Raw genomic sequence first — 13,766 nt, 5'->3', positions numbered from 1 at the left:
CAACATCAGGTAATCCGGAAGTAGTCCGGCCGCCCCGTTGGCCATGGATCCCCCCACAATTGCTGCCCACCGTCGATGTTCAGAACTTCACCGGTTACGAATTTCCCTGAATTGGCCGCCATATAGACAACCCCTTCAGCGACATCCCATTCGTCCCCGGCGTGCCGCATCGGGTTGGAGTCCTGAAATGTCGCAGAACCCTCCGGAGGGTAGTTCCCGAAACCGTTGCTTTCGCAGCAACCCGGCGCGACGCAGTTCACTCGGATATCGTGCGGGGCCCACTCCACCGCAACCGACTTGGACAGGTAAACTACCCCTGCCCGGGCCGCACAGGTATGCGCGATGCCGGGCATGCCGCGCCAGATATCGGCCACGATGTTGACGATGGAGCCTGGTTGCTTGTTGGCAACCCAGTGGCGCGCCGCGGATTGCATCATCCACCAGGTGCCGTTGAGGTTGGTGTCTATGACCGCATTCCAGCCCTTTGGACTGAACTCCAACGCAGCTTGCGGAAACTGACCCCCAGCATTGTTCACCAAAACGTCAATCGCCCCGAACTCCTGGTTCGTCTTGGCGACAAAATCCTCGACCTGCTCAGGCTCCCGGATGGTCATAGGCACAGCGAAAACTTCGCCCCCGAAACTTTCAAGGAACTCCTTGGCCAAAGCCAGTTTCTCTTCGTTGCGTCCATTGATCGCCAGATTGGCCCCGAGCCTTGCGAACAGGGTCGCAATTGCCAGCCCCAATCCGCCTCCAGCGCCGGTCACCACAACGATTTTGCCGGTGAATAAACCGCTTGCGTAAACGGTTGCACGTTTTGATAGGTCCTCCCTCGAAGACCCAAACTGCGTCTTATTCATGACGCCTCCTCCCATTCCCCATTAGGGGCAGTTGCCAGTAATCTAACGGGTGTTAGAAAAATGGTCAAGACACCTTTTCCCACCAGCCCCGCCCGTCATCTCCGATCAGTAAGACTTTGGAAGCCCAAGGGCTTTTTCTGCTATGAACGACAAAAGCATCTGCGGTGTCACCGGTACGATGCGGAACAGCAGAGCCTCCCGTACCAGTCGCTCCACGTGATATTCCTTGGCGTATCCGAATCCGCCAAATGTAATTTGCGCGGCTTCGGTCGCCTCGACCGCGGCGTCGGCGGCCAAAAGCTTGGCAGCGTTCGCCTCGACGCCGCAGGATTCTCCCGCATCGTAGAGGGCTGCAGCGTGCATCACCATGAGATTGGCAGATTCCACCCGCGCCCAGGCTTTGGCGAGCGGATGCTGAACACCCTGATTTTGGCCGATTGGGCGGTCAAAAATCACACGTTCGTTTGCATAATGCGCCGCGCGCGCCAGTGCGTTGCGCGCAATACCGATACATTCGCCGGCCACCAGGACGCGTTCGGGATTCAACCCGTGCAAAATTTGTCTAAAGCCTTTGCCTTCCTCCCCGATCAGGTCCTCAGCCGGAATCGGCAACCCATCGATGAAAACTTCATTCGAATCGACAGCTTTTCGACCCATCTTTTCGATCTCTCGCACGTCAACGAAATTTCGGTCGAGATCTGTATAGAACAGGCTCAGCCCTTCGGTCGGGCTGCTCACATCTTCAAGCCGCGTTGTCCTGGCCAGAAGCAGCATCTTGTGGGCCACCTGCGCGGTAGAAATCCAGACTTTTTGTCCGTGCACGACATATCTGTCCCCCTGCCGCACCGCCATGGTCTTCAGCTTTGTGGTATCCAGCCCCGTCGTCGGTTCGGTCACGGCGAAACACGCCTTTTCGTCACCCGCGATCAGAGGGCCAAGCATACGCGCGCGCTGCTCATCGGTCCCGAACTTCACCACCGGGTTGAGCCCGAAAATGTTCATGTGGATGGCCGAGGCTCCGCTCGCGCCGGCCCCCGACTCGGCGATTGCCTGCATCATTATGGTCGCCTCGGTGATCCCCAGACCCGCGCCGCCGACAGCTTCTGGCATGGCGATACCTAGCCAGCCGCCATCGGCCATTGCCCTGTGCAGTTCATGGGGAAAACCACCGTTGCGATCCCGATCCAGCCAATAGTCGTCGTCGAACCTTCCGCAAATCCGCAGAATCTGGTCGCGAATCTCTTGTTGGTCGGCGGTCAATCGAAATGTCATAGCGCGCGCCCTCCTTCCAATCTTACGAGCCCAGCCTCACATAGGGCCGTGATCCGCTCATCGTTAAAACCAAGATCACGCAGAATGCTTTGGCTGTCTGCGCCAGGCGGTCGTCCCAGCCAACGAAGCTGACCGGGCGTCGCGCTGAGATGAGGGACCGGGCCAATGACCTGAGTCTGTTCGCCAGCGACCGACACGATATCCCCGCGATGGCTTATCTGCTCGTTCGTCGTGATTTCCTCGACACTCAACACACGCGAGGCAACGGCATCATGGCGGGCGAATACCGCCTCCACTTCCTTAGCTGTGTGCTGCATGACAAAATCATTGATCGCATCGAAGACCACCGCCATGTGCTGCGACATCTCGCCAAGTGTCGCAAACCGCGGATCATCGGCAAGGGCGTCCCCGCCGACTGCCCGCAACAGTCGTTGCGCGGTTTCCGCGCTTCCTGCGGAAACGGTCAGCCACACCCCATCGGACGTTCGGAACATCCCCCCCGGAGCAAAGTCCATCGGCTGGCGCAGCCCATTGCGCCGCGGCGAGAGCTTCGCGCCCGTCAATGCGGGAACAGGATAGTCCATCAACCGAAGCAACGCCTCGAACACCGCAAGATCGACGACCTGACCGCGTGCAATGCCCTTTTCGCGAGCAAATAGCGCGATCATGACTCCCAAAGCGCCCATCAGCCCTGTCGTGCTGTCGGCTGCCGGAAACCCGGGGTGCATCGGCGGCCCGTCGGGAAAACCGGTCAGATGTGCTAAACCACTCATGGCCTCCGCAGCACGTCCAAACGCTGGCACGTCGCGCATCGGACCGTCCTGTCCGTAACCTGAAACCCGCAAGACAACCAAGTCCGGGTTCCAATCGTGCAGGACGTCTGGCCCAACACCAGCACGTTCTAGCACACCCGGACGGAAATTTTCGATCAGCACGTCGGCATCTTCAACCAACCTGCGCAGGATGTCCCGGCCCTCGTCGGACTTCCAGTCCAGGCCTAGTGTTTTCTTGTTGCGGCCCAAAGTCTTCCACCAGACGCCCACCCCATCCTCTGCCTTGGGTCCAAGGTCGCGCATCATATCCGTCCGGTTGGGGGCTTCGATCTTGATGACATCTGCACCAAAATCCGAGAGTAAAGCTGCCGCAAGTGGTCCGGCAATTACGTGACCAAGTTCTATAATCTTCAGTTGATCAAGGGGTCTAGACATCTGCACTTTCGACTCTGCTAATTTTCTAATGGTTGTTCGATTGCTAGCAAAGGCGAAGTCTGACCTCAAGATTCAAAGGTAATCACCTCCCCGAAAACGTAGCCGCCCGGTTGTTACCATGGATCAGTTCATTGGCGTCCAGTTCCATGGAAGCGGTTCGTTGAGCGGGTTGGTCATGTGATTGTGGATGCGGTCGAGGATTTCGGCCAGCCAGGCTTGCGGATCGTGGCCGTTCATCTTGGCTGTCTCGACAAGGGACATCGCCCGGGACAGCGTTTCGCCACCGCTGTCGGAGTGTGCGAAAAGCCAGTTCTTTCGCCCGATGCTGATCAGGTGATGTGATCCCCGAAAACTGGACCGGTTTGGCTTAGAGTTTTCCGCACGAATGAAGCGACACCCATCTTTGGACCAGCGGCGGGCAGAGTTTTCCGGCTATTGACCTGCTACCCGATGCTGGACCACCCGGGCGGGCGCTTCCGGTCATTCCGCGGTCAGTGAGGGCCATCTGCCACCGACCGATCCATGAGCTCTATCGGTGGCTTGTTGCCGATCGAGCTGTGTGGGCGAACTTCGTTGTAGTCTCTGCGCCAAGCCTCGCATTTTCGGGCCGCGTCGTCGAGGGTCATGAACCAGTGGGCACTCAAGCACTCCGCCCGGAACTTGCCGTTCAGGCTCTCGATGAAGGCATTGTCCGTCGGCTTCCCGGGACGCGAGAAGTCCAGGGTGACGTCCCGCTGGTAGGCCCAGAGATCAAGGTCGCGGGAGACGAACTCGCTGCCTTGGTCGACCCGGATCGTCCTCGGCAGGCCGATTTCGGCGCCGACCCGTTCGAGCACCTCAATCACGTCCGGGGCGCGGAAGCTGAACCGGGGCACGATTGCCGGGGCGTAGCGGCTGAAGGTGTCGACGATCGTCAGAACCCGGATCTTCGTGCCCGTCGCGAGTTGGTCGTGAACAAAGTCCATGGCCCAGGTCTCGTTGCTGCGAACTGCCGGGCAGCGGTCCTCGCGCAGGTTCGCCTTGACCCGTCGCTTCGGCGTCTTGTTCCTGAGCTGCAAGCCTAACGCCTTGTAAAGGCGATAAACCCTCTTCTGGTTTATGGCCCAGCCTTCGCGCCGCAGCAGGACATGGATGCGCCGGTAGCCGTAGCGTATCCGTGTCGCTGCGATCTCCTTGATCCGTTCCATCAGTGCGGCCTGCGAGCGGCGCCTGCCTTTGTAGTGGTAGCTCGATCGCTCGGCGCGCAGCACCTGGCAAGTCCGCCGGATGCTGACCTTCCAGGTCGCCCGAACCTCATCGACGAGCTGGCGCCGCCGCGCAGGCCCTACAGTTTTTTTGCCAGCACGTCCTGCAGCATCGCCTTGTCCAGGCTCAGGTCCGCCACCAGCTTCTTCAGCTTGCCATTCTCGTCCTCAAGCTGCCGCAGCCGGCGCATCTCCGACGGCATCAGCCCGGCATACTTCTTCCGCCAAGCATAGAACGTCGCCTCACTGATCCCGGCCTTCCGGCACACCTCGCCGATCACCGTGCCCTCTTCCGCCTGCTTCAGGACGAACGCGATCTGCGCCTCGCTGAACTTCGATCTCTTCATGTCAGCTCTCCGATTCCCGGCCCGATCCTAAACTGGAAAATCCCAGCTCGATCCGGTCCAGGAAGCGGGAAGCAGGTCACTATGATCGGGGTGACGGGCTGGTTGCGCCTCCCGATTTCGTCAGCAGGATCGGCGGTTTGTTCCCGATCGCGCTGTGTGGCCGTTCGTCATTGTAGTATCTCCGCCAAGCCTCCACTTTTTCGCAGGCATCCGCAAGGTTCATGAACCAATGTGTGTTCAGGCACTCCTGCCGGAACCGTCCGTTAAAGGCCTCGATGAAAGCGTTATCGGTCGGCTTACCGGGCCGTGAGAAGTCGAGGATCACGCCGCGCTGATAGGCCCAGAGGTCCATGTCGCGGGAGATGAACTCGCTACCCTGGTCGACCCGGATCGTCTTCGGATAGCCGATCCGGCGGCACACCCGATCCAGGGTGGCGACCACGTCTTCCCCGCGATAACTGAACCGAACATCCAGCACCGGCGAATAACGCGAGAACGTGTCCACGACCGTCAGGACGCGCAGCTTCTTGCCCATGGCAAGCTGGTCATGCGCATCTACCGCCTGCAGACTGAAGACGGGGAACGCGCTATCGGCCGTCTGGTCAGTCAGGAGCAGCTTCTCAATGTCTATGCGCGCTTGGGTCTCGATTGTCAGATCGAGATGACGCCGCAGGAGGTGTTCGGCGCGGTCATGGACGCGAAGACGACCCTGAGCCTCCTTGGCGGCTACCAGCTGCGCCGCTCGCTGGTCATGGGTCAGCCGAGGCTGGAATTGAACAGCGCGTCGGGCACGGCCCTGCCTGCACTGAAGGCGATGGGCTGTTTCACCGAGGTGATCCAGTGGAAGACGCGGGTGTTCATCCCGGTGGATGGCACCGAGGTGCTGGTGCGGGTTCTCGCGGAGTATCCTGTTGGCGGCAGTGCAGCGGATGCCGCAGCATGAGCGCGGGGCGCAGTATCGCGGACCTCTCGGCCGATCTGGCAGACCGGGCCGAGAGCTTCTGCCGCCAGTATTTCCCCGAGGGGCGCAAGCAGGGCAATTATTGGCAGGTTGGTGACACTTCGGGCGCAAAGGGGCAGAGCCTTGCCATCCGGCTCCAGGCCCAGGGTGGGCGCAAGGCCGGGTCCTGGACCGATTACGCGACGGGTGAATATGGCGACTTGATCGACCTGCTGCATGAACGGCTTGGGTCGATCACGCTCAAAGAGACGCTGTGGGAGGCCCGGTCTTTCCTTGGCGAGGCCCCCTGCCCGGCCGTGCCGCGAGACACCCAAACCCGTGAGCAACCAGATGCCGCCTCGAGCAAACGCATCGCGCGGACGCGCAAACTCTTTGCCGCTGGCAAGCCGGTCCTGGGCACCCTGGCCGCCACCTATCTGCAGGGGCGTGGCATCACACGGCTGGGTTCGGCCCTGCGCTATCACCCACGGGTCTTCCTGCGGCACGGCACGGACGACGCCGATCCGCCGCAAAGGGCTCCTGCCCTGCTCGCGAAGATCACCGATATTCGCGGCCAGATCACTGGATGCGCGCGGTTCTATCTAGACCCGTCCACCGGCGGTCTGGCCGGGATCGAGAGCCCGAAGCGGATCCTCGGGCAGCTTCACGGCCATGCCATCCGCTTCTGGTCCGGCACGGGCCGCTCTGATCTCATCGTCGGCGAAGGTCTCGAGAACACCCTTTCGGTGGGCACCGCTCTCCCCGAGTTCGATCTCGCCTCCTGTCTCACCGCCACCCATCTCGGGCTGTTCATCCCGCCGCCGGGGATCAAGCGTATCTGGATCGCGCGGGACAATGACGAAGCCGGACGTAACGCATGAAAGAGATTTCGTAACCAACTGGAATCTCGGGGAATTACCTGTGGTGATCTCGTGCCAAACATGGGCGATTTCAACGACGATTTGCAGGCACTTGGCAAGGATACGCTGCGCCGGTCGCTGATAGAGGCCATGAAAGCACAAGGTCTGGAGATCGAGGACGGGTGACCGCCACCATCCTCTTGGATGTCCAACAGGGCAAAGGTTCCGCGGGTTCGATCTGATCCCGTTTGGATATTGGGAGCGATGGACCGGCGGGTCGGGGCTGAGTGCCCCTCGCCCGGGCAGCAATGCGCCGCTACCCGGAAAATTCCCCTGAGCCTTCGGCTCATTCCTCGCGGGACCAATTTTCCGGCCCGCGGCGCATTCTCCGCTTCGCTCCGATCCTGACGGATGCGGCCCGGTCGCCGCCGGTCCTGGTATCGCCCCATCCAAATCGGGTCAGATCAAACAGAGGAACCAGACAATGCCCCATCAGACAGACGTCCAAGAGGAAACCGGCGTGACCTCCGCCATCCTCGACCACCTCGCACTTCACGGCGCAACGCCAGGGCCCGGCGAGACCGATCACCGCCCCCTGCCCCAGCCTGACGAGGTCGAGCTCGCCATGGCGGCGCTCTTTGACACCACCACCGGCCTCATCACCGGCAGCCAGTTGGAAGACAATCTCGAAGAGATGCTCTGGTCCCTGACCTCAATCTTCCATCGCCGGCTCACCCATATCCAGAAGCTGCTCGACGACAACGAATTCGAGGTCCGGGAAAGTCTGGCCATCCAGGACGGCTCAGAGGTCGCCTCGGTCGAACTAGAGCGCCTCCAAATGATCGGGCTCAAACTCTGGGACCATCGCGACGCTTTCGAGCAGATGCGCGATCTGGCCGTGGACCACTTTTCGGCCGCCACGGGTTCACCCTGGCTGCCCCGCACCGGATCCAAGGTCTCGCATCGCGGCCTGACTTCCGCCGTGGTGGACAGCCGGGCCTACCTCTCGGCCAAGCGACGCAAGGAGACAGAGGTACACTGCCCCGAAGGCACGCGGATCGCCTTCTCGGGCGGGGGCTATCACGCCTACGATCTGATCTGGTCCGTGCTCGACGCCACGCACGCCAAATTCCCCGACATGGTGCTGCTGCACGGCGGCACGCCGAAAGGTGCCGAGATGATCGCGGCCCGCTGGGCAGATACTCGGGGCGTCACCCAGGTAGTCTTCAAGCCCGACTGGAAGAGCCACGGCAAGGCGGCTCCCTTCAAGCGCAATGACAAGATGCTCGAGACCATGCCGCAGGGTCTGATCGCAACGCCCGGTTCGGGCATCACCGAGAACATCGTCGACAAGGCCCGCAAGCTCGGGATCCGCATCAAGAGGATCGGGGCTTAGGCCCCGGTTCTACCATGACATCAGTCAGAGCACACTGTGCGGTTCGCTCTATGAGTGCGCAGAGCTGCGCACTTCTGCGGGATTTGGTCTGTCAGACCGCCGTGAGTGTTAACACCATTTCTAACTGGCGGCTGTGGCGAGACCCTCTGAAGCCTCCTGACGCTCACGTCGTCCGGTCGTCAGCGGGATATTCGCCGAAAGGCAGCCCATGTCGGCCAGGAAACTGACCAATCCGACGATCGTCTTGAACTCGCGCAATTTGAAGACGCTACGGCTCGTGACAAGCATCTTCGCATCCTGGCCATCCTACGTCACCGCGTGCACGGCCCAGGCGCCATGCCAACTGTTGTGGCGCTTCCCGGCAGTCTGGTTGCAGATCACCTCGATGAGGTAGCCATCTGAGTGCAGATCGCGCAGGCCATCCTCGGTGACCACATTCGGTGTTGCGCCGTCCAACAGCTTATCCTCTTCACTTATGCCGACACGTATCGGGATTGGAGCGGGCCCGAGCTTCTACCCGATCTTCCGAGTCGCATGCGTCGTTTGCTCAGTTTCGCAATCCCATACGGGACATCTTCGAAGTTCGCAACGCGGCCGGGATTGAAGCCGTCGGGAACAGATGCGCGTGTCTTCGCCCTGGCATTTCATCTTCTCCTGCCTGTCAGAGCACTCTCTGCTTGAGGCCCCTAGTGACCCGACCGAGGAGCTGAATACGGGCCGGTGTCGCGTTGCGATAGGTCGTGGTGTGTATCGAAAGATCCGGCGAGCCTGTGCAAAGGACGCATCGGCGTTCCTGGCTGTCGGCAGTTCACCCAGTTTCCTTCGCGGCCGCCGCACTTCTCCCTTTGTCTGAGTTGCATGACATGCTGGTCGCAGCTGTCGTCCCGTCCAAAAGGTTGTCACCGATCTTTTTCCCCTGTCCCTGCGGGCCATTCCTCGCGAGGCAAAAAGACCGGCGCCTGCCCCTCTCCGCTGCGCTCCGCCTTCGGTGTGGCCGGGCCTTGCCCGCTGCAAGGTGACCATCATTGCAACGCAAACAAGGAGAAGAGCGATGACCACGAACTGCATCAAATTCACCAGCGCCGACATCGAAACCGCCAAGGGCGTCGGCTCCATCTCGACCCTGACCTTCGACCTCGACATCACGGTCGAACCCGTCGCAAGCGTGAACCCGATGGCCCCCACGCACCGCGTCCTCGGCCGCTCCCCGCGCGGCAAGCTGGTCGAGTGCGGCGGCATCTGGAAGAAGCAGAACAAGGAGACCGGCGCCGACTACTATACGCTGACCATCCGCGACCACGGCTTCAACGCCAACCTCGGCAAGGCCGCGAACCAGAACGATCTGTCCCTGCAGGCCGTCATCCCTTGGGGGCCGAAAGACGCTGCGTGACGTAAAGAATCGGCTGGGACAACCCAGCCGATTTCCTCTGTTTCCCTTCGCGCTGAAACGCATTCCCCACATTTTGGAGCCAGTGGTTGGTCCGCTTGGTGGAAGCAACCGATCACTGAATTGGCGCAAGGTGATGATGATGCAATCCGCTTCGGAGGAGACGGGTTCGTAGTTCCCCTAGCGCCATGAGGCTTCCAGCATCTTGCATTTTGACAGCCGTGCAGCGGTGAAAAAAGAAACAAAAACAGATAGTTGAATGTAACTGGCGCGAAGTTAAAGTTGACTACACATCCGAGCGAGTGACAGTTTCCCCAAGATATTGGGTAGCTACATTCCTCGATCGCTATACTTTGTCGAGGCATCTAGGCACGCTGGTAGATTGGGTAAGATCTAACCGCCGGGCGAAAATCGTTGTTAAGACTCAGTTTTCCGTGTAGATGACACTTTAATGAGCGAAATCGCTGAAAAAGCGATATTTAGAGGACAGGCGGATGCGAGAACGGTCTTTTGCGGCTGATACGAAGGATCAACCCTTCGACGAGATCATCCTACAGCAAGGAGAGTTGATTTCCGACCGCCTCAATATGTTGCGGCAGGAACAGTATCCTCCGGACGCCCAAAAAGGTCTACGTCAGTTTTCATTGGCCGAGGTTGCTTACTATCTCGGCGTGACGCAGTCGACCATCAAGAAGCTTCATCTCGAAGGCAAAGGTCCTGAACCTGAAACATCATCGTCCGGGAGGCGCAGCTACTCGGCCGAGCAGATGCTGGAACTGAGAGCTTATCTCGACAAGCATGGCCGCCCCGGAAAACGCCGTTATGTCCCCTATCGGCAGCCTGGTGAAGAACTGCACGTCGTGTCCGTCGTGAACTTCAAAGGAGGAAGTGGAAAGACCACTACCGCCGCCCACCTCGCGCAGCACTTGGCGTTGAAAGGGCATCGAGTTCTTGCGATCGACTTGGACCCTCAGGCCTCGCTCACAGCTTTGCATGGCATTCAGCCTGAACTCGACGACGTGCCTTCGCTCTACGAGACACTTCGCTATGATGACGAGCGTAAGCCGATCTCAGAGGTGATCCGGCCAACGAACTTTCCCAACCTTGATATCGTGCCGGCAAGTCTCGAGCTTCAAGAGTACGAATACGATACCCCGGTTGCTTTGACGAGCAGCGATCCCCACGAGGGCCGTACCTTCTTCACTCGCATATCGAAGGCGCTTAGCGAGGTTGATGACCGCTATGACGTGGTTGTGATCGATTGCCCTCCTCAACTGGGCTACCTCACGCTCACTGCTCTCACGGCTTCTTCCTCGGTCATTGTGACAGTCCATCCTCAGATGCTGGACGTCATGTCGATGAGCCAGTTTCTCCTGATGCTGGGCGGAATCATGAAGACGATCCGTGACGCTGGAGCGAACATGCGCCTGAAGTGGTTCCGTTACCTGGTAACGCGATTTGAACCAACGGACGGTCCCCAAAAGCAGATGGTTGGGTTCCTCCAGGCGATGTTCCCAAATCAGATGCTGTCGGCTCCTGTGCTGAAGTCTACGGCGATCTCCGACGCTGGGATTACGAAGCAGACGCTTTACGAAGTTGAACGGTCTCAATTCGTGCGGACTACTTATGACCGCGCAGTGACATCTTTGAATGACGTGAACGATGAAATCGCCGAACTGATCCACAAGGCTTGGGGGCGTGAATGACTAAGGTTTTGACAGCCGTGCAGAGAGCTAGTTTTGACAGCCGTGCAACTGTCGAAATGCGCGCGGCGCTTTGGTTGGATTTGGACGAAAAGGAGATGGCTTGATGGCTCGCAAAGACCTCCTGAAGAGCGTTATGGCGGGCTCGCCGGAGCAGCCCAAGGATTCCGGTCGCTCTGGATACGCAATGCGCGGTGCTTCGAAATCGATGAAGGTTTCGATTGATAGCCTTGCGGAAAACTCGAAGCGTCTCCTTGAAGGTGAAACCATTGTCGAGATCGATCCGCAATTGATCGATGTGTCATTCGTTTCGGATCGGCTTAGTGATGACGATGTTGCTTTCGACGAACTGAAAGCATCGATCGCAGCGGGTCGCCAGGACACGCCGGTACTGCTTAGACCGCATCCGGAAGCGGATGGCCGCTATATGATCGTCTTCGGGCATCGCCGTGTGCGCGTTGCATCGGCGCTCGGCCGTAAGGTTCGCGCAGTTGTAAAACCAATGGACGATGTGGCCCACATTCTTGCTCAAGGGCAGGAAAACACTGCGCGCGCAGACCTCTCTTTTATTGAGAAGGCCCTTTTTGCGAAGAGCCTCTTGGATATGGGACAAGCAAAGGACGTGATCCAGTCCGCACTTACCATCGATGGGACGTTGCTTTCACGGATGCTGTCAGTGGCGCAGAACGTCCCTAGGTACGTCATCGAACAGATTGGGCCGGCCAAGCAGATTGGGCGTGATCGCTGGGAAGACTTCAAAAAGTTGGCTTCGGAACCATCGAATGACAAGATCCTCGAGGGAGCTCTGGAGTTCGACGGGTTTCAGAACCTCGACAGTGATGCTCGCTTTGAGTTCCTGCATAGCAAGCTGGCAGAAGCGGGTAGGGTGCCGAAGCGCCGAAAAACGCGTGCCGCGCCCAAGAAACGAACCTGGACTGCCGGCAAAGGCCGCATCAAGGGAGTCATCGGTCGTTCCGGAAAGGCATTCAGCATTTCGCTTACGGCACAAGATTCAACCGAGTTCGGAGACTTTCTCTCGGGTCGGCTTGATCAGCTGTACAGCGAATTCCTCGCGACGAAAGAGGAGCAGTCAGAACAATGATCTAGGCAAAAGAAAAGCCCCCAAGCAGCGTGGCCTGAGAGCTAATCTGAAAAGTTTGGTCGCTTAGAAGATATCTCTCCCGCGAATCACTGTCAACAAGAACGCCACTTCGGCGAACGGCTTTCTTTTGCCTCCACATAACTGGAGGTGAGAAACAGGCATGAAGCATACAGGTTGGCGCAAGCCGACACCGGGTCTTGGCATTGCAGAGCAGCTTGCCCAAGCCGGTGAACAGGTAGCTGTACCCAAAACGCGGGCCTTCGTGGCCGTGAAGCGGGTCGGAGCCTACATTGGCCTCAAGGCGGGGGACATGATGCTCCTCGACACGCTCGGGGCGTTTACCCAGGCCCAGGACTGGGAGGAGGGTCAGCGCCCGATCGTCTGGGCATCGAACGCCTATCTGATAGAGCAGACGGGCTTCTCGCTTTCCGCGCTGAAACGCCATGCGCGGCGCCTGGCCGAGATCGGCGTGATCTCCTTCCAGGACAGCCCGAACGGCAAGCGTTGGGGCCGTAGGGACGCTGAGGGGCGCATCGTGGAGGCCTATGGCTTCGATCTGTCGCCGCTCGCAGCTCGCGTCGAGGAGTTCGAGGAACTGCATAGCGATTTGCAGGCCGAACGCGAGCTCTGCCAGCGCTTGAAGCGCCAGATCACCGTGGCACGCCGGATGATCCGCGCGCGGATCGAGACCGCCGTCAGCAGCGCGCTGCGCGGTCCTTGGACGCAATTCACAGGCCTCTTCGAGGAGCTTCTTGATCGGCTTCCGCGCCGTCATGAAGCCTCTGAGCAACTTGCGCGGTTGCTGACCTGGTTCAAGGAACTTCAGGAGCGCGTCGAAGCGGCCTATCTCAAGGCAACCGAGGTCGTTCAACCTGTGGAAAACGCGCCCGAAGCCAAGGAACAAGTTCCCGAGAAGACTCAAGAAATGAACCCCAGGGAGGTCATTTCTGACCCTCATATACTAATTACAAACCAACTTGATCCTGTAACTCGTAATTCCTCAGAAAATGAGGAAGTCGCGGCCGTGGTGCCCAATGCTCAGCCCGAAGATCAGGTTGACAGGGAGCTGGAAGAGTGGGTGGCTGAAGTCCGCAAGAAGCGCGCGGCACTGGATCTGCCCACAGTGATGCAGGCCTGTCCCGAATTCGCGTCCTGGGCGCGTAATATGGGCGGCTTCCTGAAGGATTGGGGCGATCTGCACCGGGTTGCCGGGCAGCTCAGGCCGATGATCGGGGTGTCCGAGCATGCGTGGAACGTGGCGCAAGACCGGCTGGGCAAACAGGTGGCGACAGCGGCGCTGGCGCTTGTCTTCGAGAAGCATTGCGCGGGCGAAGTTTCCTCGCCGGGCGGATATCTGCGCGGCATGGTCGAGAAGGCCGGGGCAGGGGAGCTGCATCTCGAGCGCAGCTTCTATGGCAGGCTCAGTGGGCAGGCGGCGTGATGGGGC

Annotated in this window: 13 protein-coding genes and 2 pseudogenes; 7 read left to right on the top strand and 8 right to left on the bottom strand. The window is 59.5% G+C overall.

Annotation, left to right across the window (positions count from 1 at the left end):
* Positions 1-5: 5 nt before the first annotated feature.
* The 6 genes and pseudogenes from QNI11_RS25860 to QNI11_RS25835 all read right to left on the bottom strand — a co-directional run.
* Positions 6-860: an SDR family oxidoreductase gene (locus QNI11_RS25860; RefSeq protein ID WP_028095203.1), complete on the bottom strand. Its 855-nt coding sequence runs from the start codon at positions 858-860 to the stop codon at positions 6-8.
* Positions 861-965: 105 nt separating this feature from the next.
* Positions 966-2,132, bottom strand: coding sequence for an acyl-CoA dehydrogenase family protein (locus QNI11_RS25855; RefSeq protein ID WP_028095202.1), 1,167 nt, complete (start codon positions 2,130-2,132; stop codon positions 966-968).
* On the bottom strand, positions 2,129-3,340 hold the full coding sequence (locus tag QNI11_RS25850) for a CaiB/BaiF CoA-transferase family protein (protein WP_035367056.1): 1,212 nt from the start codon (positions 3,338-3,340) through the stop codon (positions 2,129-2,131). Before QNI11_RS25850 ends, QNI11_RS25855 begins: the two co-directional genes overlap by 4 nt.
* 123 nt (positions 3,341-3,463) lie before the next feature.
* Positions 3,464-3,670, bottom strand: a pseudogene (locus QNI11_RS25845) (transposase domain-containing protein); the annotation flags it as partial.
* A gap of 161 nt (positions 3,671-3,831) precedes the next feature.
* A protein-coding gene (locus QNI11_RS25840) for an IS3 family transposase (RefSeq protein ID WP_088652433.1) occupies positions 3,832-4,931 on the bottom strand; the annotation gives its coding sequence in 2 pieces (ribosomal slippage) (positions 3,832-4,679 and positions 4,679-4,931; 1,101 coding nt in all).
* A 79-nt stretch (positions 4,932-5,010) separates the two neighbouring features.
* Positions 5,011-5,481: pseudogene (locus tag QNI11_RS25835) on the bottom strand (integrase core domain-containing protein); the annotation flags it as partial.
* Here QNI11_RS25835 and QNI11_RS25830 point away from each other — a divergent pair.
* The 3 genes from QNI11_RS25830 to QNI11_RS25820 all read left to right on the top strand — a co-directional run bounded on the left by QNI11_RS25830 (position 5,479) and on the right by QNI11_RS25820 (position 8,127).
* Entirely contained in the window at positions 5,479-5,874 is a 396-nt protein-coding gene (locus QNI11_RS25830) for a hypothetical protein (RefSeq protein ID WP_028095338.1), read from the top strand. The pseudogene QNI11_RS25835 and the gene QNI11_RS25830 sit on opposite strands and share 3 nt — an antisense overlap.
* Entirely contained in the window at positions 5,871-6,752 is an 882-nt protein-coding gene (locus QNI11_RS25825) for a toprim domain-containing protein (RefSeq protein WP_229861749.1), read from the top strand. Before QNI11_RS25830 ends, QNI11_RS25825 begins: the two co-directional genes overlap by 4 nt.
* Before the next feature lie 463 nt (positions 6,753-7,215).
* Complete coding sequence (locus tag QNI11_RS25820; RefSeq protein WP_028095337.1) at positions 7,216-8,127, top strand: DUF2493 domain-containing protein; 912 nt, start codon at positions 7,216-7,218, stop codon at positions 8,125-8,127.
* Positions 8,128-8,247: 120 nt separating this feature from the next.
* Here the strand turns inward: QNI11_RS25820 and QNI11_RS25815 are convergent, their stop codons facing one another.
* Together QNI11_RS25815 and QNI11_RS25810 are read right to left on the bottom strand one after the other, a co-directional pair.
* Positions 8,248-8,415, bottom strand: coding sequence for a hypothetical protein (locus QNI11_RS25815; protein WP_229861748.1), 168 nt, complete (start codon positions 8,413-8,415; stop codon positions 8,248-8,250).
* Between the two features lie 18 nt (positions 8,416-8,433).
* Positions 8,434-8,583: a hypothetical protein gene (locus tag QNI11_RS25810; protein ID WP_229861747.1), complete on the bottom strand. Its 150-nt coding sequence runs from the start codon at positions 8,581-8,583 to the stop codon at positions 8,434-8,436.
* Between the two features lie 595 nt (positions 8,584-9,178).
* Here QNI11_RS25810 and QNI11_RS25805 point away from each other — a divergent pair.
* From QNI11_RS25805 to repC, 4 genes are all read left to right on the top strand, one after another.
* Positions 9,179-9,517: a DUF736 family protein gene (locus tag QNI11_RS25805; protein WP_028095336.1), complete on the top strand. Its 339-nt coding sequence runs from the start codon at positions 9,179-9,181 to the stop codon at positions 9,515-9,517.
* 491 nt (positions 9,518-10,008) lie between these two features.
* Complete coding sequence (gene repA, locus QNI11_RS25800) at positions 10,009-11,220, top strand: plasmid partitioning protein RepA (RefSeq protein ID WP_009574268.1); 1,212 nt, start codon at positions 10,009-10,011, stop codon at positions 11,218-11,220.
* A gap of 103 nt (positions 11,221-11,323) precedes the next feature.
* Entirely contained in the window at positions 11,324-12,319 is a 996-nt protein-coding gene (gene repB / locus QNI11_RS25795) for a plasmid partitioning protein RepB (protein WP_028095335.1), read from the top strand.
* A gap of 160 nt (positions 12,320-12,479) precedes the next feature.
* Positions 12,480-13,760, top strand: coding sequence for a plasmid replication protein RepC (repC, locus tag QNI11_RS25790; protein WP_028095334.1), 1,281 nt, complete (start codon positions 12,480-12,482; stop codon positions 13,758-13,760).
* Positions 13,761-13,766 lie beyond the last annotated feature (6 nt).

It is taken from the genome of Sagittula sp. MA-2, assembly GCF_030126985.1.
Lineage (GTDB): Bacteria > Pseudomonadota > Alphaproteobacteria > Rhodobacterales > Rhodobacteraceae > Sagittula.
Note: the sequence above shows the minus strand (reverse complement) of the source record. Positions and strands in the feature narration are given on the sequence as shown.